General features: G+C 72.2%; 25 protein-coding genes. 15 read left to right on the forward strand and 10 right to left on the reverse strand.

The features are described from left to right. Positions 1-1,848 (forward strand): 4-alpha-glucanotransferase, encoded by a 1,848-nt coding sequence (gene malQ, locus ACFO9I_RS03910; protein ID WP_379178005.1) that lies wholly within the window; start codon positions 1-3, stop codon positions 1,846-1,848. On the opposite strand, the gene ACFO9I_RS03915 is transcribed toward malQ, so the two are convergent. Then, positions 1,832-2,230: a hypothetical protein gene (locus ACFO9I_RS03915; RefSeq protein WP_379178007.1), complete on the reverse strand. Its 399-nt coding sequence runs from the start codon at positions 2,228-2,230 to the stop codon at positions 1,832-1,834. The genes malQ and ACFO9I_RS03915 overlap by 17 nt on opposite strands. A gap of 120 nt (positions 2,231-2,350) precedes the next feature. Between ACFO9I_RS03915 and ACFO9I_RS03920 the strand changes: the two genes are divergently transcribed. Together ACFO9I_RS03920 and ACFO9I_RS03925 are read left to right on the forward strand one after the other, a co-directional pair. Continuing rightward, the gene (locus tag ACFO9I_RS03920; protein WP_379178009.1) at positions 2,351-3,316 is read left to right on the forward strand and encodes an NAD(P)-dependent alcohol dehydrogenase; all 966 of its coding nucleotides are present in this window, start codon (positions 2,351-2,353) and stop codon (positions 3,314-3,316) included. Between the two features lie 132 nt (positions 3,317-3,448). After that, complete coding sequence (locus tag ACFO9I_RS03925; RefSeq protein WP_379178011.1) at positions 3,449-4,219, forward strand: maleate cis-trans isomerase; 771 nt, start codon at positions 3,449-3,451, stop codon at positions 4,217-4,219. Between the two features lie 46 nt (positions 4,220-4,265). Here the strand turns inward: ACFO9I_RS03925 and ACFO9I_RS03930 are convergent, their stop codons facing one another. After that, entirely contained in the window at positions 4,266-5,480 is a 1,215-nt protein-coding gene (locus ACFO9I_RS03930; RefSeq protein ID WP_379178013.1) for an RNA polymerase sigma factor, read from the reverse strand. 22 nt (positions 5,481-5,502) lie between these two features. Further along, the gene (locus ACFO9I_RS03935) at positions 5,503-5,865 is read right to left on the reverse strand and encodes a YciI family protein (RefSeq protein ID WP_379178015.1); all 363 of its coding nucleotides are present in this window, start codon (positions 5,863-5,865) and stop codon (positions 5,503-5,505) included. 187 nt (positions 5,866-6,052) lie between these two features. Between ACFO9I_RS03935 and ACFO9I_RS03940 the strand changes: the two genes are divergently transcribed. The 5 genes from ACFO9I_RS03940 (at position 6,053) to ACFO9I_RS03960 (ending at position 10,802) form a co-directional block, all read left to right on the forward strand. Then, the gene (locus tag ACFO9I_RS03940; RefSeq protein ID WP_379178017.1) at positions 6,053-7,753 is read left to right on the forward strand and encodes an alkaline phosphatase family protein; all 1,701 of its coding nucleotides are present in this window, start codon (positions 6,053-6,055) and stop codon (positions 7,751-7,753) included. 53 nt (positions 7,754-7,806) lie between these two features. After that, positions 7,807-8,292 (forward strand): flavodoxin family protein, encoded by a 486-nt coding sequence (locus ACFO9I_RS03945; RefSeq protein ID WP_379178019.1) that lies wholly within the window; start codon positions 7,807-7,809, stop codon positions 8,290-8,292. Positions 8,293-8,353: 61 nt separating this feature from the next. Beyond that, on the forward strand, positions 8,354-9,163 hold the full coding sequence (locus ACFO9I_RS03950) for a septum formation family protein (protein WP_379178021.1): 810 nt from the start codon (positions 8,354-8,356) through the stop codon (positions 9,161-9,163). Then, on the forward strand, positions 9,160-10,005 hold the full coding sequence (locus tag ACFO9I_RS03955) for a septum formation family protein (protein WP_379178023.1): 846 nt from the start codon (positions 9,160-9,162) through the stop codon (positions 10,003-10,005). Before ACFO9I_RS03950 ends, ACFO9I_RS03955 begins: the two co-directional genes overlap by 4 nt. 32 nt (positions 10,006-10,037) lie before the next feature. Then, positions 10,038-10,802, forward strand: a complete 765-nt coding sequence (locus ACFO9I_RS03960) for an SDR family NAD(P)-dependent oxidoreductase (RefSeq protein WP_379178025.1) — start codon at positions 10,038-10,040, stop codon at positions 10,800-10,802. A 12-nt stretch (positions 10,803-10,814) separates the two neighbouring features. On the opposite strand, the gene era is transcribed toward ACFO9I_RS03960, so the two are convergent. The 4 genes from era to ACFO9I_RS03980 all read right to left on the reverse strand — a co-directional run bounded on the left by era (position 10,815) and on the right by ACFO9I_RS03980 (position 15,299). After that, positions 10,815-11,732, reverse strand: a complete 918-nt coding sequence (era, locus tag ACFO9I_RS03965; RefSeq protein ID WP_379178027.1) for a GTPase Era — start codon at positions 11,730-11,732, stop codon at positions 10,815-10,817. After that, on the reverse strand, positions 11,725-12,519 hold the full coding sequence (locus ACFO9I_RS03970; protein WP_379178029.1) for a siderophore-interacting protein: 795 nt from the start codon (positions 12,517-12,519) through the stop codon (positions 11,725-11,727). Before ACFO9I_RS03970 ends, era begins: the two co-directional genes overlap by 8 nt. 108 nt (positions 12,520-12,627) lie before the next feature. After that, a complete protein-coding gene (locus ACFO9I_RS03975) occupies positions 12,628-13,926 on the reverse strand; it encodes a class I SAM-dependent methyltransferase (RefSeq protein ID WP_379178031.1) in 1,299 nt (432 codons plus the stop codon). Then, the gene (locus ACFO9I_RS03980; protein ID WP_379178033.1) at positions 13,923-15,299 is read right to left on the reverse strand and encodes an FAD-binding oxidoreductase; all 1,377 of its coding nucleotides are present in this window, start codon (positions 15,297-15,299) and stop codon (positions 13,923-13,925) included. The genes ACFO9I_RS03975 and ACFO9I_RS03980 overlap by 4 nt, the downstream gene beginning before the upstream one ends. A 113-nt stretch (positions 15,300-15,412) precedes the next feature. On the opposite strand from ACFO9I_RS03980, the gene ACFO9I_RS03985 reads away from it, so the two are divergent. From ACFO9I_RS03985 to ACFO9I_RS04005, 5 genes are all read left to right on the forward strand, one after another. After that, complete coding sequence (locus ACFO9I_RS03985; RefSeq protein WP_379178035.1) at positions 15,413-15,643, forward strand: hypothetical protein; 231 nt, start codon at positions 15,413-15,415, stop codon at positions 15,641-15,643. 64 nt (positions 15,644-15,707) lie between these two features. Further along, positions 15,708-16,697 (forward strand): ATP-binding protein, encoded by a 990-nt coding sequence (locus ACFO9I_RS03990; RefSeq protein ID WP_379178037.1) that lies wholly within the window; start codon positions 15,708-15,710, stop codon positions 16,695-16,697. A gap of 90 nt (positions 16,698-16,787) precedes the next feature. After that, positions 16,788-17,438: a TetR/AcrR family transcriptional regulator gene (locus tag ACFO9I_RS03995; protein ID WP_379178039.1), complete on the forward strand. Its 651-nt coding sequence runs from the start codon at positions 16,788-16,790 to the stop codon at positions 17,436-17,438. Positions 17,439-17,472: 34 nt separating this feature from the next. Continuing rightward, on the forward strand, positions 17,473-17,952 hold the full coding sequence (locus tag ACFO9I_RS04000) for an SRPBCC family protein (RefSeq protein ID WP_379178041.1): 480 nt from the start codon (positions 17,473-17,475) through the stop codon (positions 17,950-17,952). After that, entirely contained in the window at positions 17,949-18,383 is a 435-nt protein-coding gene (locus ACFO9I_RS04005; protein ID WP_379178043.1) for a nitroreductase/quinone reductase family protein, read from the forward strand. The genes ACFO9I_RS04000 and ACFO9I_RS04005 overlap by 4 nt, the downstream gene beginning before the upstream one ends. Here ACFO9I_RS04005 and ACFO9I_RS04010 read toward each other — a convergent pair. The 3 genes from ACFO9I_RS04010 to ACFO9I_RS04020 form a co-directional block, all read right to left on the reverse strand. Then, positions 18,372-19,028, reverse strand: a complete 657-nt coding sequence (locus tag ACFO9I_RS04010; RefSeq protein ID WP_379178045.1) for a DUF4389 domain-containing protein — start codon at positions 19,026-19,028, stop codon at positions 18,372-18,374. The genes ACFO9I_RS04005 and ACFO9I_RS04010 overlap by 12 nt on opposite strands. Positions 19,029-19,185: 157 nt before the next feature. Next, on the reverse strand, positions 19,186-20,049 hold the full coding sequence (locus ACFO9I_RS04015) for a neutral zinc metallopeptidase (RefSeq protein ID WP_379178046.1): 864 nt from the start codon (positions 20,047-20,049) through the stop codon (positions 19,186-19,188). A gap of 159 nt (positions 20,050-20,208) precedes the next feature. Further along, entirely contained in the window at positions 20,209-20,868 is a 660-nt protein-coding gene (locus ACFO9I_RS04020; protein ID WP_379178047.1) for an FHA domain-containing protein, read from the reverse strand. Between the two features lie 102 nt (positions 20,869-20,970). Here ACFO9I_RS04020 and ACFO9I_RS04025 point away from each other — a divergent pair, with 102 nt between their 5' ends. Together ACFO9I_RS04025 and ACFO9I_RS04030 are read left to right on the forward strand one after the other, a co-directional pair. Continuing rightward, positions 20,971-23,280 carry an FHA domain-containing protein gene (locus ACFO9I_RS04025; RefSeq protein ID WP_379178048.1) on the forward strand — a complete coding sequence of 770 codons (2,310 nt, stop codon included), beginning with the start codon at positions 20,971-20,973 and terminating at the stop codon, positions 23,278-23,280. 100 nt (positions 23,281-23,380) lie between these two features. Next, the gene (locus ACFO9I_RS04030; RefSeq protein WP_379178049.1) at positions 23,381-25,183 is read left to right on the forward strand and encodes a serine/threonine-protein kinase; all 1,803 of its coding nucleotides are present in this window, start codon (positions 23,381-23,383) and stop codon (positions 25,181-25,183) included.

Below are 25,183 nucleotides of genomic sequence, written 5' to 3' on the forward strand. Positions count from 1 at the left end.
GTGGGGACGGACGACCGGGGCGTCCAGCGGGACTGGGTGGACGCCTACGGGAAGCCCCGGGTCGCGTCCGACGCGTCCGTCGCGGCCCTGCGGGCGGCGATCGGCATTCCCCCGCCGGACCTCGAGGACCGGGCCCCCGTGGTGACCCGACCGGGTCGCCGCCTCGGGCTCGGGCCGCTCGTGGTCGAGTGCGAGGACGAGCGCGTCCGCCGCGTCGGCGACGTGGTCCCGGACGACTTCCCGCTGGGCTACCACCGGTTCCAGCAGCTCGGCGCGGACGGGCCCGGACCGTGGCGTCGGCTGGTCGTCTCACCCGGGCGGTGCTGGCTGCCCGACTCGCAGCAGTGGGGTTGGACCGTGCAGCTGTACGCTGCCCGCTCGCGGTCGAGCTGGGGCATCGGCGACCTCGGCGACCTCCGCGCCCTGCGCGAGTGGTCGGAGTCGCTGGGCGCCGGCTTCCTGCTGGTGAACCCGCTGCACGCGGTGGCACCCACGCTCCCCCAGGAGGCCAGCCCCTACCTGCCCGCCAGCCGCCGGTTCCGCAACCCCGTCTACCTGCGGGTCGACGACGTGCCGGGCTTCTCCCCCACACTCGACGACGGCGCCCGCGCGCGGCTCGACGCCACCGACCTGATCGACCGCGACGGCGTGTGGGCGCTCAAGCGGGCGGCCCTGTGGCAGGCCTTCGTCTCGGCCGAGGCGGCCGCCGACCCGACGTTCACGGCGTGGCGGCGCGGGCAGGGCCGCGGCCTGGAGGAGTTCGCCACCTGGTGCGCGCTCGCCGAGGAGATGGGCCCCGACTGGCGGGCCTGGCCCGAGGGCCTCCACCGCCCGGACGGGCCGGAGGTGGAGGCGTACGCCGCCACGCACCGCAACCGCATCGCCTTCCATGCCTGGCTCCAGTGGCAGCTCGACGTCCAGCTCAGCGCCGCGACCGGCACCACGACCGTCCTGCAGGACCTGCCGATCGGGGTGTCCGGCGGCGGGGCCGACGCGTGGGCCTGGCAGGACGAGGTGGCCTCCGGCCTCACCGTCGGCGCCCCACCGGACCTGCTGAACACCACCGGCCAGGACTGGGGCTCACCCCCGCTGGTGCCGTGGCGGCTCCGGGCCGCGGACTACGAGCCCTTCGTCCAGTCCGTGCGCGGCACGATCGCCGGCGCCGGCGGGCTGCGCATCGACCACGTGATGGGGCTCTTCCGGCTCTGGTGCATCCCCGACGGCATGGGCGCGACCGAGGGCGCCTACGTGCGCTACCCCGCCGACGACCTGCTCGACATCGTGGCGCTCGAGTCGCACCGGGCGCAGGCCGTCGTCGTCGGTGAGGACCTCGGCACGGTGGAGCCGGGGGTCCGGGAGGCGCTGGCCGAGCGCGGGATCCTCTCCTACAAGGTGCTGTGGTTCGAGGACGACGAGCCGGCCGACTGGCCCGAGGGCGCGCTGGCCACGGTCACCACCCACGACCTGCCGACGGTCGCCGGCCTGTGGACCGGTTCCGACGCCGAGGACCAGCTCGCCAGCACCTCGATGAGCGAGCAGGACGTCCGCGGCGGCCGCGCCGACCTGCTCGCCCGGTTGCGGCGGGGTGGCGAGCTCGACGACGCCGCGCCCGCGCGCGACGCCGTCGACGCGGCGTACCACCGCCTCGCACAGGCGCCCTGCCTCCTGCTGTCGGTGGCTCTGGAGGACGCCGTGCTCGAGGAGCGCCGGCCGAACGTGCCCGGCACCGTGGCCCGCGAGAACTGGCGGATCCCGCTGCGCGTGCCGCTGGAGGAACTGCCGGGCTCGCCCGACGCCCTGCGGCTGGCCCGCCTGATGGCCGAGGCCGTGGCTACTCGGCGAGCATGATCCCGACGAAGAGCGCCGCGAGCGCGGTGAGGCCGGTGAGCGCGCCGAACACCGCCATGCCCCGCTTCGACGTCGCCCGGGCGTGCAGGTACGCGGTGACGCCCGAGGCCAGCACGAGGACGTACTTCAGCGACAGCGTGTTCTGGAACGCCGCGCTGTCGTCGTCCGCCGCGACGACGTTCCAGACGCCCGTCAGCACCAGCACCCCGAACGCCGGCCAGGCGATCCGGTTGAAGGCGTTCGCGGCGGCCTTCGGCACATCGGTGCCGGCGGCGCGCAGGGCGGGCACCAGCGCGGCGAGCGTGACCTGACCGCCGACCCAGACCGTCGCGGCCAGCACGTGCAGGAACAGGCGGATGGTCTCGAGGTCGACGTCCTTCACGGGCGCCACCCTCTCAGGCGGCAGGTCGGGTCATCACGGAGCCCCGGTGCCGAAGGTCCCATGACGTGCTCTCGCGCCAGGTCCACGATGGTGGTGACGCAGCACTCCTGGAGGGTCGAGATGAGAGCCATCGTGCAGCACCGGTACGGCGGGGCGGACGCGCTGTCCGTCGGCGAGGTCGCCCGGCCCGAGATCGGTGATCGCGACGTCCTCGTGCACGTGGTCGCCGCCGGCGTGGACCGGGGTGCCCTGCACTTCATGACGGGCCAGCCGTACCTCATGCGACTGGGCACGGGCCTACGGTCGCCCAAGCGGGGCGTCCCCGGTGTCAGCTTCGCCGGGCGGGTCGAGGCAGTCGGCGGGGCCGTGACCCGGTTCCGCCCGGGGGACGAGGTCTACGGCGCTGCGAAAGGTGCGTACGCCGAGTACGTCGCGGCCCCGGAGGCCAAGGTGGCGACCAAGCCCGACGGGCTCACCTTCGAGGAGGCGGCGGTGCTGCCCTACTCGGCGTTCGCTGCCCTGCAGGCCGTGCGCGACCACGCCCACGTCGGCGCCCGCGACCACGTGCTGGTGGTGGGTGCCACGGGCGCGGTGGGGAGCATCGCGGTCCAGGTGGCCAAGGCGTCGGGGGCGGAGGTCACCGGCGTGTGCGGCACCCGGAGCCTGGACCTGGCCCGCTCGCTGGGGGCCGACCGCGTCGTCGACCACACCCGCGAGGACTTCACCGACGGCAGGGTCCGGTACGACGTCATCATCGACGTCTTCGGTCGGACTCCCATCAGGCGGCTGCGGCACGCGCTGGCTCCGCGCGGCCGGCTGGTCATCGTCGGCGGAGAGGGAGACCGGTGGATCGGGGGCATGCAGCGCCAGCTGTCGGCCGCCCTGCTCTCGCCGTTCGTCCACCAGCGGCTGGGCTTCTTCGTGGCGAAGGAGGATGCCGCCACCCTGGCGGCGGTCAACGACCTCGTCGCCGCCGGCAAGGTCCGTCCGGTGCTGGACCGCAGCTACCCCTTGGCCGAGGCCGATGACGCGGTGCGGCGACTGCAGGACGGGACCGGCTCGGGGCGGGTCGCGCTGGTCGTCTGACCGCGGCCAACCGCCTCGGCGGCCGACGGCCCACGCGCGATCGTGAGGTGGTGCGATGACAGCAGCCGTGCTGTCATGGAGACGAGCTCGTGACGGTGGCCGTCCCGGTGCCGTCCCGGAGGGGAGGCCGCGATGTGGCAGCCAGACGGGTGGGACGTCCGCACCCGCATCGGAGTGATCACGCCGCACGCGGACGTGGGCCCGGAGTCGGAGATCAGGGCCATGGCGCCCGCGACGATCGGTGTGCACGCCGCTCGGGTCCCCTTCGGCGCCATGGCGGCGGGTGGCGCCATGGATCCGACGATCCCCCTGGCGCCCGTCGCGGCGTTCGTGGAACCACCCCACATCGACGACGCGGTCTCGCTGCTCGCCGCCGCACCGCTTGCGGTCATCGGCATCGGTTTCACAAGCTCCGCCTACGTGACCGGCGCCGCCGCCGAGGCTGAGCTGGTCGAGCGACTCCGGAGCCGCGCATCCGGCGTGCCGGTCGTCCCCACCTGCGCTGCCGCGGTCCAGGCCCTCCGCCACGTCGGCGCGAGCAGGATCAGCGTCGTCGATCCCCCGTGGTTCGACGAGGAGCTCGACCGGCTCGGTGCCGAGTACTTCTCCTCGCAGGGTTTCGAGGTGGTCTCCCACGCACCGTGCAGCCTTCCGAGCGACCAGCGGAGCATCGAGCCGGCCGCGCTCCATGAGTGGATCCGCGTGCACACACCCGAGACCGCTGAGGCGGTGTTCGTGGGCGGCAACGGCTTCCGGAGCGTGGGGGCCATCGCTGCGCTGGAGGAGTCCCTGGCACGGCCCGTCTGCACGGCCAACCAGGTCCTCCTGTGGGGCATGCTGCAGGCGGCCGGGTCGCCCGTCCCGGTCCCCGGGTACGGACAGCTGCTCTCAGCGACGGCTTGACCGACGTACGCGAGCCGAGCGGCCAGAGTCGCGAGCCCGACCCGGCTCAGACCAGCTCGCCGCGCTTCCGGCCCAGGTAGGCACGCTCCGCGGAGTTCTGGGTGGCGGCGATGGCGGCGTCGTACGCCTCCTTCGCCTCGGTGCTCCGGCCGAGCCTGCGCAGCAGCTCGGCGCGGGTGGCGTGCCAGGCGTGGTAGCCGGTGAGGGGCAGCCGGTCGACGATGGCGAGGCCGACGTCCGGGCCGTCCAGCTCCGCCACCGCGACCGCCCTGTTCAGCGCGACGATCGGTGACGGGTCGAGCCGGACCAGCTGGTCGTAGAGCGCGACCACCTGTGACCAGTCGGTGTCCGAGGCCCTGGGAGCGTCGGTGTGCACGGCGTTGATCGCGGCGAGTATCTGGTAGCGACCGGGCCGGTTGATCGCGAGGCACTCGCGGACCAGGCCGTGGCCCTCGGCGACCAGGGTGCGGTCCCACCCGGCGCGGTCCTGCTCGTCCAGCGGGACCAGCTGGCCGTTGCGGACGCGGGCCTCACGCCGGGCCTCGATCAGCACCAGCAGCCCGAGCAGGCCGGTCACCTCCGGCTCCTCGGGGAGGAGTCCGTGCAGGACCCGGGTCAGCCGGATCGCCTCACCCGTCAGCTCCGCCCGGACCGGGTCACCCTCACCGCTGGCCAGGTAGCCCTCGTTGAACACGAGGAACAGCACCGCCAGCACTCCGCCCAGCCGGTCGGGGAGGTCGGCGGCCTCGGGCACCCGGTAGGGCACCTTCGCCGCCGCGATCTTCTTCTTCGCCCGGGTGATCCGCTGCGCCATCGTGGTCTCGGGCACGAGGAACGCCTGCGCGATCTCGGGCACCGTCAGCCCGCCGAGGAGCCGGAGCGTCAGCGCGATCCGCGCCTCGGGCGCGAGCGCCGGGTGGCAGCAGGTGAACATCAGCCGCAACCGGTCGTCCTCGACCGGTCCGGTGGCCTCGTGGGGCGTGTCGTCGTGGATCATCAGGGCCGCCTGGTGCTTGGCGTCGCGCAGCTTCTCGCGGCGGATCCGGTCGATCGCGCGGTTGCCCGCGGTGGTGGTGAGCCAGCCGCCGGGGTTGGGAGGCACGCCGGTCTCCGGCCACCTCTCCAGGGCGATCATGAGCGCCTCGCCCGCCGCCTCCTCGGCGAGGTCGATGTCGCCGAAGCGGCGGACGAGCGTGGCGATCAGGCGGCCGTACTCCTCGCGGAAGACCCGCTCGACGGCCGCCGTCCCGGTCTCCGTCATGGTCAGTCGTCGCCCGGCCGGCTCAGGCCAGGCCGCCGAACGGGCGGACCTCGACCTTGCCCCGGCACGCCTTCGACCCCTCCGCCGCGAGCCGGAGCGCCACGTCGAGGTCCGGCACGTCGATGACCCAGAACCCGCCGATGACCTCCTTGCTCTCGAGGTAGGGGCCGTCGGTGATCACGGGCGACTCGCCCCGGCCGTCGACGACGGTCGCCGTCGTGGCCGGCTCCAGGCCGCCGGCGAAGACCCAGTAGCCCTCCGCCTGCAGCTTGTCGTTGAAGGCACCGGTGGCGGCGAACGCGTCCTCCATCTCCTCCCGGGAGCCGTAGTTGCCGAACTCGCCCATCTCGGCCGGGCCGTGGACCGACATCAGGTAGTGCGTCATGACTTCTCCTCAGTTCCGGGGCGGTCCTCGCGACCGCCTTCACCCTGACCACGAACGGCAACGCGTCGACACGACACAACCTGCCACAGAGTCGGACCCCTTCTCTGGGGGATGCCCGCGGCCGGCCGCGAGGCATACGTTCGGCACACGGTTCGCGGGAGACGGCCGCGCCGGGAGGGAAACCGCCATGCATCGTGTCCGCCCCCGCACCATCGCCGCGGTCATCGCCGCGATCGCCCTCACCGCGACGGGTGCCCAGACCGTCGCCGAGGCGAGCGCCCCGGTCGACCCGTCCGGCGCGGCGCCGGACGGTCGCGCGGCCGACCACCCCACGAAGGTCGTCATCATCGTCGTCGACTCCCTGAGCAGGCAGATCGTCAGGAAGTACGACATGCGCCACGTCGAGGGCCTGATGCAGCGCGGCGTCGACACACCTCACGGCTACGTGGGCCACACCGGGTCGGTCACGGTGGTGACCCACAACGTGATCACCTCCGGCCAGCTCCCGAAGCACATGGGCTGGACCGACGAGGGCTACCGCGACGTGGCCGGGGTGCTGCCGGACGAGGAGCCGGACAACCCCGACCAGCTCTACATCACCAGCAACTTCGGCAGCGACGAGATGTTCGCCCTGCAGCAGGCGGCCGGTTACCCGAAGCTCGCGGACTACTTGGGTGCCGCCGACCCGTCGGCCAAGACCTTCACGATCAGCCCCAAGGGGTACGCCGCCTGGGCGTTCGGTGGCGCCGGCTCGGACTCGATCATCACCTTCGGGAGTGCCCCGGCCTGTCCGGGCGTCCCCGGCTCGTGGCGCATGCCGACCGGCATCAACGTGCCGTCGTACATCACCCGGGGGCCCTGCAGCCGGTTCTGGGTGCACAGCGGCTACCCGGACTACGCCTACGACACCACGAAGCTCCCGGCGATCCTCTACCCGCTCGACAGCGACCGCTACGTGACCGGCCACGACCCTGCCCACCGCGGTGGCGACGTCTGGGCGGCCGACGCCGCGGTCCAGGTCATGCGCCACGAGGCCGACTGGAACGGGATCTTCGTGACCCTCCCCGGCGTCGACAAGGCGGCACACATGTGGGGCGGCACCTCCGACCCGGGACCCACGGGCGCCGACGGCGACCCGATGACCCACATGCGGGCCGCCACCGCCACGGCCGACCGCCAGGTCGGCAAGATCATGGCCGAGCTGAGGGCACAGGGCGTCCTCGACGACACCCTCGTGGTGCTCACCGCCGACCACGGCTCGGTCGCCGGCCGCCACTTCTACGGCGACCTGGTGCCCGAGCAGGACTACGGCTACAACAACTGGTACTACGGCGACCCCGAGAACGACGACGTCTACGACCGGCCCCAGGCCGCACTGGCCCCGCTGGTCGCCACGGACAACGTCGGCCTCTCCTACAGCGACTCGATGCTGCGCGTGTGGCTCAAGGACCAGTCGCCGGCCAAGGTCGCCGAGGCCGCCGCCGCGATGCGCACGATGGCCGGCGTGACCGCCGTCTGGCGGCGCGACGGGGACCACTTCGACCGGGTCTCCCGGGTGAGGTGGGGCCGGATGCACTCCGCCGGCGAACGACGGTGGTTCGTGCGCCGGGCCCACGAGCTCGTCGACACCGAGGCGGCCCCCTACGGACCCGACCTGATCGCCACGCTCCCCGACGACACGACGTACTCCGTCGCCGGGGACCACGGCGGCATCCAGCGCGCCGCCCAGCGGATCCCGATCGTGTTCACCGGGGCCGGCCTCTCCGGTCGCGACCTCCGGGCGCCGGTCCGGTCGGTCGACATCATGCCGACCATCCTCGAGGCGATGGGGATCAGGCCCATCCACTCCATGGACGGCATCGCCTACAGGCTTCCTGCCCGCCGCTAGCACGCCCACCGGGCGGAACCGGGCCGGCAGCGCCCGGCGCTACGCTCGGCCGGATGGCCCGACTGCTGATCGTGCACCACTCCCCCACGCCCACCGTGCGTTCGCTGGCCGACGCGGTGGTGGCGGGCGCCCACGACGGCGCGATCGAGGGAGTCGAGGTCGTGGTCCGCCCGGCACTGGAGGCGACCGCGGCGGACGTGCTCGGCGCGGACGGCTACCTGCTCGGCACGACCGCGAACTTCGGCTACATGAGCGGCGCGCTCAAGCACTTCTTCGACTCGATCTTCCTCGAGGCCGGCGGCGCGCTGGCCGAGGACGGCTCCGCCACGGCAGCGGCAGGAGGCAAGAAGCCGTACGGGCTGTGGGTGCACGGACGCTACGACACCACCGGGGCCGTCCGCTCGGTGCAGTCGATCGTCGGGGCGCTGCCCTGGCGCCAGGCCGCGGAGGTGCTGGAGGTCCTCGGCGAGGTGGGCGAGGAGCAGCAGGCCGCGGCGTACGAGCTCGGCGGGACGCTGGCGGCTCTGCTCGCCGGCTGACCCACGGGTACGATCACGGTCGTTCTCGAACACCACGCGGGACATCAGGGAGGGAGGGTCCGTGCCGCACGTGCGCGCGCTCGCCGTATCCCTCCTGGTCGGTGCGCTCGCCCTCCTCGCCGGCTGCACCACCGAGCAGGCGCAGGGCAGCAACGCGGACCCCGACCAGGTCGACTCGGTCGAGGTGCCCGAGCTCGGCGCCTGCCGGGTGCTCACGCCCGAGGACGTCGCGCAGCCCAGCAACGCGACCCGCACCGTCGACTGCGCCGAGCCGCACACCGCCCAGACGTTCGCCGTCGGCACCCTGCCGGACTCGTTCGAGGACGCCGACTGGGACGCCGACGCACTGGGCGCCTGGGCCTACGAGACCTGCTCGAAGAAGTTCATGCGGTTCCTCGGCGCCGACGAGAGCCTGGTGATGCGCACGGTCACCAGCTGGGCGTGGTTCCGGCCCTCGGAGAGCGCCTGGGACGACGGCGCCCGCTGGTACCGCTGCGACGTGGTCGGCGGCGGCGACCAGAGCAAGGACTACGTCGAGCTGCCGGAGACCGCCGAGGGCCTGATGCTCGGCAAGCTCGACGACGACTGGCTCGTCTGCGCCGACGGCCCCTCGGTGGCGGGCTCGGTCAAGGTGCCCTGCTCCGAGCCCCACGACTGGCGCGCGGTGACGACGATCAAGCTGGGCGAGGACGACGACCCCTACCCCGGCGACCGGCTGGTCGAGGTGAAGACCCGGGACTTCTGCTCGGACTCGGTGGGCGCCTGGCTGGGCTACCCCGTGAACTACGACATCGGCTACACCTACTTCCACGAGGCCGAGTGGAAGGCCGGCAACCGGCGCTCGGTCTGCTGGGCGAGGACCGACCGGTGAAGCGCCTGGCCGCCGTCCTCGCGTCCGTGCTCCTGCCGGCGCTGCTGCTGGCCGGCTGCACCGGTGACGGTGACGGCTCCTCCGCACCGTCACCGTCCGCGTCGTCCTCGGCGACGGTGTCGGAGTCGCCCACGCCGACGCCCGCGGCGCGCGTGCCCGCCCCGCGCGAACGGGCCTGCTACGCGCTGGGCTACGACCAGGCGCTCGCCCCGACCAGCGGGGCGAAGTCGGTGCCCTGCGCGAAGCCGCACACCTCGATGACGTACGCCGTGGGTGTGCTCGACGCCGTCGTCGACGGGCACCTGCTGGCCGTGGACTCCGACCGGGTCCAGTCCCAGGTCGCGACCGAGTGCCCGCGCCGGCTGCCGGCGTACCTCGGCGGCAGCCTCGACGACCTGCACCTGAGCATGCTGCGTGCCGTCTGGTTCACCCCCACCGTCAAGCTCTCCGACGCCGGCGCCGACTGGTACCGCTGCGACGTGATCGCCGTCGCCTCCGAGGGCCGGCTCGCGCCGCTGGCCCCGCGGATGGGCGGGGTCCTCGGCACCGCCGAGGGCCGGGACCGGTTCGGCATGTGCAGCACGGCCGAGCCCGGCCACGCCGACTTCTTCCGGGTGATCTGCTCCCGGCCGCACAGCTGGCGCGCGGTCGAGGTCGTGCACTTCGCGGGCGCTCGCTACCCCGGCCCGGCAGCCGCTCGCGAGGCCGGCCAGGCGCCCTGCGAGGACGCCGGGCGGGCCGCGGCGGCGGACCCGCTGCAGTTCACCTGGGGCTACGAATGGCCGACCAAGGAGAAGTGGGACGGCGGGCAGCACTACGGCCTGTGCTGGGTGCCGGACTGACGGCCCGCACCCGACCACGAGAGGATGTCGCCATGGTCGAGCACACGTCTGGCCGCGGCGTCCTCGTCACCGGGGGCTCGCGCGGCATCGGAGCCGCGATCGCCCGGGCCTTCGCCGAGCAGGGTGACCGGGTCGCGGTCCACTACGGGACGTCGGTGGAGGCCGCCGAAACGGTGCTCGACTCGCTGCCGGGTGACGGGCACGTCGTCGTGCAGGCCGACGTGGCCCAGCCGGACGCCGTGCGCGAGGCCGTGGACTCCGCCGCGCAGCAGCTCGGCCGGCTCGACGTCCTGGTCAACAACGCCGGCGTCTTCGTCGCCCACCCGCCGCTGTCGACGTCGTACGAGGACTGGCAGGACGTGTGGTCACGAACCCTGGCCACCAACCTCGGCAGTGCCGCCAACGCCACGTTCTGCGCGATCCCGCACCTGCGGGCCGCGGGTGGCGGCGCCGTCGTCAACGTGTCGAGCCGGGGCGCCTTCCGCGGCGAGCCCGAGTGCCCGGCCTACGGAGCGTCCAAGGCGGGGATGAACGCCTTCGGGCAGTCGATGGCGCTCGTCCTCGCGCCGCACGGGATCACGGTCGGGACGGTGGCACCCGGATTCGTGGAGACCGACATGGCGCGGGAGGTGCTCGACGGCCCGGGCGGGGACGCCGTGCGCGGCCAGTCGCCCTTCGGGCGGGTGGCGCGCCCCGAGGAGGTCGCCGCTGCGGTGGTGTGGCTCGCCTCGCCCGACGCCCGGTTCGCCTCGGGCACCATCATCGACGTGAACGGTGCGTCGTACCTGCGCAGCTGAGCAGAGGCGGGCTCAGAACCCGAGCTTGCGCAGCTGGCGCGGGTCGCGCTGCCAGTCCTTGGCCACCTTCACGTGCAGGTCGAGGTAGACGGGCGTGCCGAGCAGCGCCTCGATCTGCTGGCGGGCCACGGTGCCGACCTTGCGGAGCCGGGCGCCCTTCGGGCCGATCATGATGCCCTTCTGGGAGTCGCGCTCGACGTAGAGGTTGGCGTGGATGTCCAGCAGCGGCTTGTCGTCGGGGCGGCCCTCGCGCAGGGCCATCTCCTCCACCACGACCGCGACCGAGTGGGGCAGCTCGTCGCGCAGGCCGTCGAGCGCGGCCTCGCGGACCAGCTCCGCCGCCAGGATCTCCTCGGGAGCGTCGGTGAGGTCGCCCTCGGGGTAGAGCTGCGGGCCCTCGGGGAGCAGTCCGACGAGAAGGTCCTCGAGCAGCTTGACCTGGTCACCGGACTTCGCCGACACGGGCACGATCTCGGCCCACTCGATGCCGGCCTCGCGCCCGGCCTCCTGGATCGCCAGCAGGTGCAGGCCGATCTGCTCGGGGGTGGCGAGGTCGGTCTTGGTCGCGATCGCGACCTTGGTGGTGCGCTTGATCTTGGCGATCTCGTTGATGATGAACTTGTCGCCCGGCCCGATCTTCTCGTTCGCCGGGAAGCACACCGAGACCACGTCGACCTCCGACAGCGTGGTCTTCACCAGGTCGTTGAGCCGCTCGCCGAGCAGCGTGCGCGGCCGGTGCAGGCCCGGCGTGTCCACGAGGATCAGCTGGGCGTCGTCGCGGTGCACGATGCCGCGCACCACCGTCCGCGTGGTCTGCGGCTTGTCCGAGGTGATGGCCACCTTGGTGCCGACCAGCGCGTTCGTCAGCGTCGACTTGCCTGCGTTCGGGCGGCCGACGAACGACGCGAACCCACTCCTGTGCTCACTCATGCCGGGTCCTCGCCTCGTCGTAGTCGGCCCAGATCTGGTCATCGGCCTTGCCTGCCATCTTGCCCGCCCGCCAGATCGGGCCGGGGTCGACCGCACGGGGCTGGCGCCGGGCCACCCCGCGCCAGTAGCCCATCACGTCGTACGCCGCGCTCGGCAGCTGCCGCTCGCGCATCAGGTGCTTGCGGATCGCCCGCATCTGCGCGGACTCCCCCGCCATCCAGAAGTAGCCGTCGCCCTCGGGCCAGTCGATGCCCTCCACGACCGCGGCCAGGTCGCTCTGCCCGGCGGCCGGCGGGGCCAGCCAGGTCACGTCGACACCCTCGGGGAGGTACGCGGAGCCGCTCAGGACGTCGGCGTCGGGCACCTCCGCCCAGATCCGGACGGGCAGGTCGCGCGGGACGGACTCGGCGATCCGGGCCATCGCCGGCATCGCGGTCAGGTCGCCGACCAGCAGCAGCCACGCGGCCTCGTCGGGCATCGCGAAGGAGCCCTTGGGCTCGGTGACCGTGACCGTCTCGCCCACGCACTCGCGGGCGGCCCACTCGGTGACCAGCCCGACCTCGTGCACGACGACGTCGAGGACCAGCTCCGCCCCGTCCCAGGACCGCACCGTGTAGTAGCGGCTCTGGAACTGCTGCGGCACCACCAGGCCGACCCACTCGTCGGGGATGCCGGTGCTCGCGAAGGCAGCCAGCCCGGGACCGCCCAGGGTCAGCCGGACCAGGTGGGGGGTGAGCTGCTCACGTCGCAGGACCTCTGCTGCGTACTGCCTGGCTCTCGTGCTCACCGGTCAAGGCTATTCGCCGACCCGTCGCTTGTTCACATCGAGACGCGTCGACCCGTCGTCGGCTGACGACGGGTCGACGGTCACGCGGGTCGGGAGCGACGGGTCGGCTCAGAAGGTGTGCCGCAGCGGGTAGCCCGACTCGCCGTTCTCGTCGGTCTTCGTGGCGAGGACGTGGTGCAGCTGGATCTCGTTGCGCTCGAACGCGAGCCGGGAGCCGGCCATGTAGAGGCCCCACACGCGGGCGGTGCCCTCCCCCACCTCGGCGACGCACTCGTCCCAGTTGTCCACCAGGTTCTGGCACCAGCCGGCGAGCGTCTTGGCGTAGTGCACGCGGATGTTCTCCTCGTGCTGCACCTCGAGGCCGGCGTTCTGCACCTCGGTGATGATCTTGCCCGACCCGATCAGCTCGCCGTCGGGGAAGACGTAGCGGTCGATGAACGCCCCGGTGCTGCGCGGGATGTTGTCGTGCCGGGTGATGCAGTGGTTGAGCAGCCGCCCCTGCGGACGCAGCTTGTCGCGGATGAACCCGAAGTACGCCGGGTAGTTGCGCACCCCGATGTGCTCGGTCAGGCCGATCGAGGAGATCGCGTCGAAGTCACCCTCCTCGACCAGCCGGTAGTCGAGGAACCGCACCTCGGCGAGGTGGTCGAGGCCCTCCTCCTTGATCCTCTGCTGGGCCCACGCGGCCTGCTCGCGAGACAGCGTCACGCCCAGCGCCTTGACGCCGTACTCCCGTGCGGCGTGGCGGACCATGCCGCCCCAGCCGCAGCCGAGGTCGAGCAGGCGCTGCCCGGGCTGGAGGTCGAGCTTGCGCGCGACGAGGTCGTACTTCGCGTGCTGCGCCTCCTCCAGCGTCGCGTCGGCGGTCGGGTACACCGCGCAGGTGTAGGTCATCGACGGCCCCAGCACCATCTCGTAGAAGCGGTTGGAGACGTCGTAGTGGTGGTGGATCACCTCGGCGTCGCGGGTCATCGAGTGCCGCACGCCCTCCATCACCCGGCGCCAGCGCGGCAGGTGCTCCTGCGGGGGCGGCGGCGGGGGCTTGAGGTTGGTGATGCCCAGCCCGCGCACCAGTGCGAGCGCCTCCGCTGCGGTCGGCTTGCGGAACCGCAGGTGGTTCTGCAGCAGCTTCAGCGCGTCGTAGGGGTCGCCCGGGTGCACGCCGTGGACCCGGAGGTCGCCGGAGACGTAGGCACGCGCCATGCCGAGGTCGCCCGGCGCGGTGAGCAGGAACGACAGGCCGCGCTGGTTGAGCAGCTCGAGGCCGATCGGGGCGTCCGCGTCTCCTGCTGCGCTGCCGTCGTACGCCGTGAACCGCACCGGCATGCCGTCGCGCAGCAGCGACGCGACTGCGTCGCCGATGCTGAGGTTCCCGGTCGTGGTTCGCCGGGACGTCGTGATGGTCATCGTCTCCTCACCGCCTTGTCGTAGAGGCTGGTCAGCCTGTCGTCGGGGTCGTAGCGCCGCTTGACGGCCGCGAGGTTCGCGCCGTCGTACAGCTGGTCGAAGGTCTCGGCGTCGTAGAACGCCTCGGAGTAGAGCGACTTGTGGCCGCCGAGCTCGTGGACGCGCTCCTCGATGGCGCGGTTGCGCGGCCCGTCGGGGGCGTCCGGGCCGACGTGCACGGTGCCCCAGAAGCCGACGTTGACGTACGTCGCGCCGGGCGCCAGCGGGTAGGTCGGCCAGTCGCGCCTCGAGACCAGCGGGCACAGCCAGACCGGCCGCATGCCCACGGCCTCGTCGAACCACGCGAGGAACTCCTCGAGCCGCTCGACCGGCACCTCGACGTCCTGGATCACGCGCTCGCGCAGCGGCCGTCCCGCACGCCGGTCGAGACGGTCGGCGATGCCGAGGCGACGGTCGAGGCCGACCAGCTTGTGGTAGACGTCCGAGCGCCGGTAGCGCCGCGGCCACAGCCGGCGGACCACCGGGTGCTGGACCCCGAACGCCCCGGAGCACCAGAACCAGTCGGTGTCCCACCGCCACAGGTAGTCGTACATCGTGAGCAGGTCGGTGCCGGAGCCGGCAGCTGCCCGCTGCTGGATCGAGCGGTAGTAGATCTCCTGGCCGGTGTAGTCCGACGTCGCGCCGTCCGGGGAGTCGGTCCAGGTGGCCAGCGTCAGGTAGTACTCCCCCGGAGCGAACGCGACGCCGTCGAGCCCGTCCACGCGGGTGCCCTCGAAGGTCCGGGTCGCGACGATGTCCGACACCGTCTTGGCCAGCACACCCGCGTCGTCGAAGCGGACGTGGCGCAGGGCGACGTACGACGGCACGGGCTCGAGCTCGATGCGGAGCCGGGTGGCGTAGCCCAGCGAGCCGTAGGAGTTCGGGAAGGTGTCGAAGAGCTCGTCCCCCGGTCGGGTCGTGACCACCTCCCCGGCGCCGGTGAAGACGTCCATCTCGAGGACAGACTCGTGCGGGAGCCCGCTGCGGAAGCTGGTGGACTCGATCCCGAGGCCGGTCACGGCTCCGCCGAGGGTGATCGTGCGCAGCTGCGGCACCACGAGCGGGATCAGGCCGTGCGGCAAGGTGGCGTCGACGAGGTCCTCGTAGGTGCACATCCCCTGCACCTCGGCGGTCCGCGCCGCCGGGTCCACCTCGATCACGCCGGTCAGCCCGGACACGTCGAGGCCGGGGGCCGCGGAGTCGGCGCGGGGCCGGAAGAGGTTGGAGGTCTTCTTCGCCAGCCGGACGGGTGCACCCGCCGGTATCGCGTCGTACGACGCCCGCAGGCGCTCGACCGCGGCGGCGTGCTGGTCCCAGGATCCCCCAGTCGTCACGGCATGCAACTTACTCCTGTCCGGTATCCGGAGTGTTACCGGTGGGTCAGGAGTCGTCACTTCAGGGGATGTGTGGGGTCGGCCCGTGTCGGGCCGCGTGCCACAGTGGGGCCATGACCATCCCCCACGCGACGCTCCTCGAGGTCGACGGCGAGGTCTTCGAGGTGGAGACGCGCGAGGGGGTGCGCAGCCAGTGCGACTTCACCTGGCTGTCCGGCCCGAACCGTGGCTACGGGTTCAGCTCGCGGCTCTCCGAGGACCGGTCGTTCACGCGGCCCGAGATGGTCTGGGCGATCCGGGACTTCCTCGCGAACATCAACCCGGACACGGGATACCTGGACTAGCGCGCCGAATCCTGCCCACCCAGCGAGCGGAGACAGCACCTCGTGGCGGTGCCACACTGACCGCGTGGACTGGTACCTGCCGGGTGACTCACCCCAGACTCTCCCGCTGCTGCGGCGTGAGCTGGTCGCCTACCTGAGGCGCCACGGCGAGCCGGAGAGTGACTTCGACGCGGCCGAGCTCCTCGTCGCGGAGTCGGTCGGCAACGCGATGCGGCACACGGCGGGACCGGTCTGGGTCTCGCTCACTTGGCGGGGCCCCAACCCCACGATGTCGGTCTTCGACCTCGGGCCGGGCTTCGACCAGGAATCCGCCGGGCTCGCCGACGACGTGGGTCCGGCCCCGGACCCGGATCCGGACGCCCTGGCCGAGTCCGGCCGCGGCCTCTTCATCATGCGGGAGCTGGCGCCCACGCTGGAGAGTCGCGAGCGCTCAGGTGAGGGTCTCGTCGTCTCGATGACGTTGCCCGTCTCCCGACCCGCCACGGTCGACCACGACCCACCACGTCGTCGCACCCCCGCACTGCCGGCGCTCGAGGAGGCCCTGCCCAGCGGCGGTTTCGGCAAGGAGGCCTTCCTCCGGGCGCTGGTCGTGCAGCTGGCGCAGACCATCGAGGTCGAGCACGGGCAGGACTCCGCCGACGCGGCCGTGGCGCAGGTCGGCACGGACGTCGGTGGTCGCATGGAGGAGGAGTTCCGGCTCGCGGCGGCGATCACCGGTCGGATGACTCCTGAGCTGATGGGTCAGTGCTACGTGCGGCTCAAGCACGCCATCGACGGCGGCTTCCGCGTCCTCGAGGCCAGCACCGAGCGGATCGTCCTGGTCAACGACCGCTGCCCGTTCGGTTCGGTGGTCCAGCAGGCACCCTCCCTGTGCCGGATGACCTCGAGCGTGTTCGGCGGGATCGCTGCTCGCAACAGCGACCACGGCGCGACGGTGCTGCTCGAGGAGAGGATCGCGGTCGGCGACCCCGGTTGCCGCGTGGTCGTGGAGCTGAACGTGCCGAAGGCCCGAGCCGCTCCCGAGGCGCACCACTACGCCGCTCCCCTTCCGTGACAGCTGTGCTCAGCCGGTCCAGACATTGACTGGAACACCGTTGTATCGAATACGGTCCGGTTCTAGCATCGTGCGTGGGAGGTGGCGCCGATGAGCACCCCCGAGGACACGCTCCCCGAGCAACCGAGGCGGCCGTACCGGTCGACGCGCCGCCGTGAGCAGGCGGCACAGACACGCGCGTCGGTGCTGGCAGCGGCGACGTCACTGTTCGCCGACCGGGGCTGGTCGGCGACCGGGATGCGTGACATCGCCGGGGCGGCCGGCGTCGCGGTGGAGACGGTCTACGCGAGCTTCGGGTCGAAGCCCGAGTTGCTGCTGACGGCCATCGACGTGGGCGTCGTCGGCGACGCGGAGCCACTGCCGCTGTCGCAGCGTCCGGAGTTCGCCGCGCTCGGGGTCGGCGGGTTCGCAGACCGGATCAGCGCCGCCGCGAGGCTGCTCGCGGGGTTCAACCAGCGCACCTGGGGGTTGCGTCGGGCACTCACCGAGGCCGCCGGCAGCGTGCCGGAGCTCGCGGCGAAGCTCCACGAGCTGGAGACCAGACGGCGGGACAACATCCGCCAGGGCGTGGAGATGGTGGTCGGCAGGCCGGTCGACGACGACGTGCTCGACGGGCTGTGGGTCGTCATGGGCGCCGATGCCTTCCACCTGCTCACCCAGGTCGGACGCAGGTCGGTCGGAGACTACGAGGAGTGGCTCGCGACGACGCTTCGCCTCTTGCTGAACGGTGACGGGACATGACACCCGCACGTCGGATCTACCGGAGGAGGGCTCCATGAGCCAGGTCCAGAAGAGCTCTCACGTCGAGGTGGTCGTCGACGCCACGGTGGCGCAGGTCTGGGCGGTGGTCGGCGACGTCACCCGGATCGGCGAGTGGAGCCACGAGTGCCGTGCCGCACGGTGGCTCGGCGGCGCCGCCGGACCGACCCCGGGGGCGCGCTTCCGGGGTCGCAACCGGGCCGGCTGGGCGCGCTGGGGCCGCACCTGCGAGATCCTGGCCGCGACCCCGCACCACGAGCTGGTCTGGCGGACGGTACCGACCCCGCTCTTCCCCGACAGCACGGTGTGGCGCATCCTGCTGGAACCGCGCGAGGACCGCACCCTGATCACGCAGTCGTTCACCGTCCTGCGCGCGCCGTGGCTGCTCGACCGGCTCTACGCACGACTCATCCCCGCCCACCAGGACCGCGACGCCCGCCTGGCCCAGGACCTCGCCCGGGTGGGTGCGGTGGCGCACAGGGGAGCCCGGACATGAGTCGACGCCTCACCCGGGTCGGCAACCGCATCGGCGTCTGGCTCTACCGGAGGCTCGACGGCCGGCTGAGCAGTGGCCGCAAGGACGTCACCGTCCTGCTGATCACCGTCCCCGGACGACGCACCGGTCTCCCCCGCTCCACCTGCGTGCGCTTCCTGGAGACGCCCGACGGCAAGGTCGTGTGGGGCACCGGTTCGGGCTCCGCACGGGACCCCGACTGGTTCCTGAACCTCCGTGCGGCCGACGTGGCTGACGTGCAGATCGGCCGTGACCACTTCCGGGTCCGTCCCCGCGAGCTCGTCGGGAGTGTGCGGGAGGCGGTGTGGACCGGGACCGTCCTCACCCGCGCGCCGGAGGTCGCCAGGTACGCCCGCAAGGCAGGCAGGACGATCCCGGTGGCCGTGCTCCAGGAGCTTCCCTCAGCGGAGTGAGAAGGGTGGGTACCGGTCGGTGACGAGGAGGAACGCGTACGCCTCCACGCGCAGCCACCACCGGCCCACGCCGACCACGTAGTCGAACAGTCCCTGGGGGTAGCGACCGGTGAACAGGATCGCGAACCAGGCGACGACCACGGCGAAGAAGGCACCGATCGAGAGGAAGAACAGCACGATGTAGTGCGGGATCGCGAGGAGCCACTTCACCAGGGGCAGCCAGCGGTTCAGCTCTCGCTCGACGTCCGGGTAGTCGATCTCGAGGTGGACCCTCTGCGCCTCGACCGTCGAGGGGTACTCGTCGGTGAGCAGCGCGACGTAGGCGCCGATGCGGGTGCCGAACCGGGTCAGCTCGAGCGCGAAGTCGAACCACCAGCGCGGGTACCGCTGCCGGAACAGGATCATCAGCAAGGTCGCCATGAACAGGCCTGCGACGATCCCGCCGCTCGTGGAGCTCACCGTCTCGCCGCTCTGGTCGTACGCCGTCTCGCTCGCGCCGGCGGTGAGCACGCCGTAGACGATCGCGATCGGGATGACCACCACGATCCGGAACGCCGTCGTCACGCGGTTGTACTGGTCCGCGTGATCGACCTCGAGGCGTGCCGGGTAGGCGGTCGGTACGGGTGGCGTGCTCGATGCAGACATGAAGGTCCTCCGTCGTCTCGATCCTCCAGCCCAAGCGTCCGTCAGGCCGTTCGGAGTGCGGAGAGGCTTACGTCCTGCGGCGGAGGGACCTGCCAGACGTCACGACAGCGCCCCGGACCGCCTGTCCGGGGCGCTGCAGCGAGGCGAGGTGTCGGCCTCACAGTGTGTCGGCGAGGTCCAGCGTGCAGCTGCTGGCGTCGCCGGAGTCGTACCCCACCATGAAGGCCCCCGAGCGCTCCTCCGGCGTGCCGTGGAAGCCCGGATCGGTGTACTCGTAGTCACCGACGGCCGCGGCCTCGGCCACCGCCTCCTCGACGTCACCGGGCTCGAGCTGGTTCTCGTAGTACTTCTCGTTGCTCCACACGCCGGCCAGGCAGTCTGCCTGCAGCTCCGTCGGCGCGACCGTGGCCGAGTCGGCGGGGGTGGTGATGCCGAGGTCGTGCTGGACGGCGTGCCCCATCTCGTGCGCGACGGCGTAGGCCACCCCGAAGTCGCTCGCCGCGGCACTGTCACCCGAGGCGTTCCAGATGTTGTCGTAGAGCCACTGGCTGGACAGGTAGATGGTCATGTCCGCGCCACAGAAGAACGCGGGGTTCGCCCCTGCGAGCTCGTCGGGGTCCCCGGCGAGCGTGGTGTTGCCCGCGCCATCGGTGCACGCGCTGAGGACGGACTGGCCGCTGTCGATGATCTGGTAGGTCACGGTCTGCCACGGACCGGTTCCGTACTGCGGCTCCCAGGCCGTCAGCTGGCCGCTCCAGTAGTTCGCGGTGTCCTCCACGACGCTCGCGAGGAACGAGTCGAAGTCGGTCGTGTCGGCGCTGGTGACCAGGCCGTCGGTGCTCCCCGCGCCACCGGCGGCGAGGGCCTGCGCCGACCCCGGGGTGCGGTCGGTCGAGCGGAGACGGGCTGCGGACGTGTCTCCGAGACCGCCCCCGAGGGCTGCCGTGAGCAGGACGCCGACGCCGGCGACGGCCAGGCCGGTGTGGAGCTTGAAGGAGCGGCTGGTGGTGAGAGTGGACATCGGATTCCCCTTGGTTCTTCGAGATCCGGCACCCGGGTGGTGCCTGTCCAAGAACCATCACTCCCGCCCGGGGGTGCCGGTAAGACAGCCAAAGTGGGGTCGCGCAGCGCTCGAGGGGTGGCGTTTCGCCACCCAGGTGTGGTGCCCGGGTGGCGGTGCTCAGAGCTCCTGGTCCGTGACGATGCCCAGACGCAGGGCGATCTCGACCAGGCGGGCTCGCTTCTGGTTCTGACCCAGCGCGTCCAGGTCGAACTTGGCGAACAGGGTGCGCAGGTGCGTCTTGACGGCGTCCACACTGAGGAAGAGCTCGTCCGCGACCTGCTGGTTGGTGGGGGGCGTGGCGTACCGCGCGCCGCCCTTGTAGGGCCGGCACAGCGCCACCAGGACCCGTCGCTGGCTCTCGGAGATCCGTACCGCGTGGGCCACGTCCACCGCGGTGACGGTACGCGGTGCGGTCCCGCCGGTGAGCGTCGAGCAGCTGAAGGTCACCGGCGTGTTCCCGAAGCGGATCGTGTCCCCGTCCTCCAGACGCTGACGACCGCTGACCCGGTGCCCGTTGACCCAGGTGCCGTTGCGTGACAGGCCGTCGTCGACGACGACCCACCGTGAGCCCAGCCGCTCGATGTGCGCGTGCAGGCGCGACACCTCGCCGTCCCAGGTCAGGGCGACGTCGAGACCCTGGTCGCGTCCCACCGTCACGTCGCGCTCGTCCAGCGCGACGATCCGCTGGCGCCCGTCACCGTCGCGGTAGAGCAGGAACGACGATCCCTGCCGCACCGCGTCTGGTCCCGCCGGACCGTCGGCGCTCGGGTCGGACATGCACACAGCGTAGGACCGTGCTGTACCGGCTGGCAGCGATCCTTGCTCCCGCGTGGGCGCGGTGAGACCATTCCGGACAACCGGGGAGGTCAGGCCGTGGGCGTGCCGAGCTTTTCCGCCGCATGGGACGGGACGCGCAAGTCCTTCGGCGGCGACCAGATCCTGGTGATCGGCCGCGACCAGCAGCACGACATCACCGTGCGCGACAAGCGCGTGAGCCGCAGGCACTGCGAGCTGCGTCCCGCCGCCGACGGCTGGACGGTCGTCGACCTCGACAGCCGCAACGGCACCTGGGTGGACGGACAGCGGCTCGGGAGCTACGACCTGCGACCCGGGCAGACCGTGAGCATCGCGCTCGGCGCACCGGACGGCCCCGTCGTGGCGCTCGCCCTGGACCCCGTCCCCAGCAGTGTCCCGGGCCACGCCTCGGCTCCCGGCCGACCACCGCGGGTCGCCGCCACCGTGGCCACCGCGGCGCCCCCCGCCCGCCGGGAGCGGATCAGCATCGGCCGGGAACCGGACAACGACGTGGTGGTCGCCGACCCGCTCGTGTCCCGCCACCACGCCGTGGTCGAGCGCGAGTCCGGTGAGGGCGTCCTCCTCGACCTCGACAGCTACAACGGCACGTTCCTCAACGGCAGTCGGGTCGAGGGACCTGCCCGGCTGCGACCACGCGACGTGGTCGGCGTCGGCGCGGCTCAGCTCCGCTGGGACGGCGATCGGCTGCTGCCCGTCGCACCGGGAGCCGGCTCGCCGCTGGTGGCGGAGGACCTGTCCGTGGTCACCAGGGGCGGCAAGGTCCTGCTGGACCACGTCTCGCTCACCCTGCCCGCGGGCACGCTCACGGCGGTCATCGGCCCCTCGGGCGCCGGCAAGTCGACGCTGCTCGGCGCGCTGAACGGCCTGCGCCCGGCCACGTCGGGGTCCGTGCGCTGGCTCGGTCGCGACCTCTACCAGGACTACGACCAGCTGCGACTCCACCTCGGCTACGTCCCCCAGGAGGACATCCAGCACCCGCAGCTCAAGGTCGGCGACTCCCTGCGGTACGCCGCACGGCTCCGGCTCACGCCGGACACCTCGACCGCCGAGCTCGACCACCGCGTCGACGAGGTGGTGGACGAGATGCAGCTCGGCGCCCGGCTGGACCAACGGATCGGGTCCGGGCTCTCCGGCGGACAGCGCAAGCGGGTGTCGATCGCGATGGAGCTGCTGACCGCTCCCCCGATCCTCTTCCTGGACGAGCCGACCTCGGGACTCGACCCGGGCCTGGACATCAAGGTGATGAGCGACCTGCTCCGCGGTCTCGCGGACGCGGGCCGGATCGTGGTCGTCGTCACCCACAGCGTGCTCGCACTGGAGGTGTGCGACTTCATCGTGGTCATGGCCGAGGGCGGTCGGGTCGCCTACTTCGGCCCGCCGGCGGACCTGCTCGAGTTCTTCGGCGTGCCGACGTTCGCCGCGGTGTTCAACGCGCTCGAGAGCTCGGAGTGGCCCAGCCGCTACGAGCAGTCGACGGCGCGTGGCCGGTTCGTGCGGCGCGACGAGTCGCTCACCCCGGCGCCGGTCCAGAGCAGGACGCTGCCGGCGGCGACCCGGCAGTTCCGCACGCTGGTGGCGCGTTCGCTCTCCGTGATCGCCGCAGACCGCAACTTCATCGTGCTGCTCGTGGCCATGCCCGTGGTCCTCGCCGTCCTGGCGCGCATCGTGCCCGGCCACGCCGGCCTGTCCATGCTGCGTCAGACCGAGCCCAACGAGGTGGACCAGAGGCTGATCATCCTGGTCCTCGGCGCGGTCCTGATGGGAGGCGCGATCTCCGTGCGGGAGCTGGTGAAGGAGCGCGCTATCTTCGCCCGCGAGCGGGCCGTGGGCCTGTCGGTGTCGGCGTACCTCGCCAGCAAGGTGGCGGTGCTGGGGAGCCTCGCCGCGCTCCAGTCGATCCTGTTCGTCCTGCTGACGGTGGCAGGAACCCCCGGCCCCGACGGCGACGGGGTGATCGGCCTCGGCACCCTCGAGATCGTCGTACCGCTGGCCCTCGTCTCCGTGGCCATGGTCATGGCCGGACTCCTCATCTCCGCCCTCGTCAGCTCCAGCGAGCAGACCATGCCGGCGCTCGTCGCCCTGGTGATGCTGCAGCTCGTGCTGTGCGGCGGGCTGCTCCCGATCGCCGGCCGCGCCGGCCTGGAACAGCTGTCGTGGGCGGTGCCCGGACGGTTCGCCTTCGCGGCGTCGGCGTCGTCGGTGGGCCTCGAGAGCGCCCCGCACCACCGCGGGACCGTCCGCGACGCGCTGTCCACGAGCTCGGCGGGGTACTGGACGCTCGACGTGGTGGCACTCGTCGTGCTCGCCCTCGTGCTCACGGCCCTGACCCGGTGGGCCACGGCCCGCTCCATCCGGCGTTCGTCGACGCGCTGAGGACCCGTCACCGCGGCCAGTTCTCGCGACGCGTACCTCACTTGGCGGACGTGGTGACCGGGCACGCACCCATCCGGGCGGGCCGCCCTATGGTGGCGAAATGATGCCGATGGTGGGTGAGGAGTTCGCTGGCTACCGCCTGCTCTCCGTCCTGGGCCGGGGCGGCATGAGCGTCGTCTTCCAGGCCGAGAACCCGCGTATCGGCAGCTCGGTTGCCCTCAAGGTGCTGGCACCGGAGCTGTCCACCGACGACGTCTTCCGCGCCCGTTTCCTCCAGGAGTCGAGGATCGCGGCGTCGCTCAACCACCCCAACGTCATCCCGATCTACGACATGGGCGCGCACGGCGACCTGCTCTACATCGCGATGAGGTACGTGCCGGGAAGCGACCTGAAGCAGATCCTGCGCCGGGGTCGCGCGCTCAGCCCGGTCCAGGTGCTGCACATCATCGACCAGGCCGCCCGCGCGCTGGACCACGCGCACCGCGCCGGTCTCGTCCACCGCGACGTCAAGCCGGCGAACATCCTCGTGCAGCGCGGCTCGGACGACGACCCCGACCACGTCTACCTCGCCGACTTCGGCATCTCGAAGCACGCCCTGTCCCGGACCGGCCTCACCCCCACCGGCCAGTTCATGGGCACGATCGACTACATCGCCCCGGAGCAGATCACCGGGCGGGACGTGGACGGGCAGGCCGACATCTACTCGCTCGGGTGCGTGCTCTACGAGTCGCTCACCGGACGGGTTCCGTTCGTCAAGGAGGCGGACGCCGCCGTCATCTGGGCCCACGTCGAGGAGGCGCCGACCCCACCCAGCCAGCTCCGCCCGGAGCTCGGTCACGCGATCGACGACGTGATGAGCCGCGCGCTGGCCAAGAACCCCGCGGACCGCTACACCAGCGGCCGTGAGCTCGTGGAGGCCGCCCGGACGGCGCTGGGGGCCAAGGACGTCCGACCCGAGACGGCGCTCAGCGCCACGGCCCCGGCGGGGTACGCCGGTCCACCGACCGAGGCGGCCGCACCCCGCGAGTGGTCGGCACCGGGCGGCAGCAGCGGAGGCGCGCCTCCCTCGACGGGCTCAGGCGCTGCCGACGTACCGCCCCCGGGTGGCACCGGCGCCGGCCCGGTGACCGACGCACGCCGGCGCCGAGCCGGCTGGCTGGTGCCCGTGACGATGGTCGTGCTGGCGGCCCTGGCGCTCGGCGGTCTCTGGTACGGCTACGAGCATCGGTCCTCGCCGGCGGGTGCGAGCAGCGACACCGGCGGGCAGCCCGGCCCGTCCGGGTCCACCAGCCCGTCGGGTGACGGCTCCGCGGGTGCCGGCACCAACCCGATCATGGGCATCCTCGCCGAGACGAGCTCGGAGGGCGCGGCCCAGGGCTACGTCCCGCCGGAGTCGTGCCAGCCCGCGACCAGCACGAAGGTCGTCTGCGCGCCCCAGGTGCACGGCGCGGACCTGGCCACCTTCGAGACCTACGACTCGCTGAGCGAGCTCTACTCGGCGTACCTCGACAGGGTGGAGAAGCTAACCGGCGAGCGGCCCTCGATGGACCAGACCGCCGTCGGGAACTGCTCGCGCAGGCGGTCGAGCGGCGAGGTGTCCTGGAACCACCGGTACGAGCACCCTCGCAACTTCATGATCTCCCAGCTCGAGGCGGGCGGCCTCAGCTCCGAGGTGGCCGGCGGGCGACTGTTCTGCACGCTCGTCGGCGGACGCCAGGTCATCGTCTGGACGCACAACGACCTCAAGCTGCTCGGCCAGGTCACCGGCTACGGCGGCCACGCCGAGACCTTCCTGTGGTGGCGGACCGTCCACCACAACATGGGCCCGGGCATGTCGATGCCGGGCGGGGGCGAGTCCGCGTCCCCGGGCGAGTCCGAGTCGTCGGACATGTCGGGGATGTGA

Source organism: Nocardioides sp. GCM10023255, assembly GCF_042653125.1.
In the GTDB taxonomy this organism is placed as follows: Bacteria; Actinomycetota; Actinomycetes; order Propionibacteriales; family Nocardioidaceae; genus Nocardioides.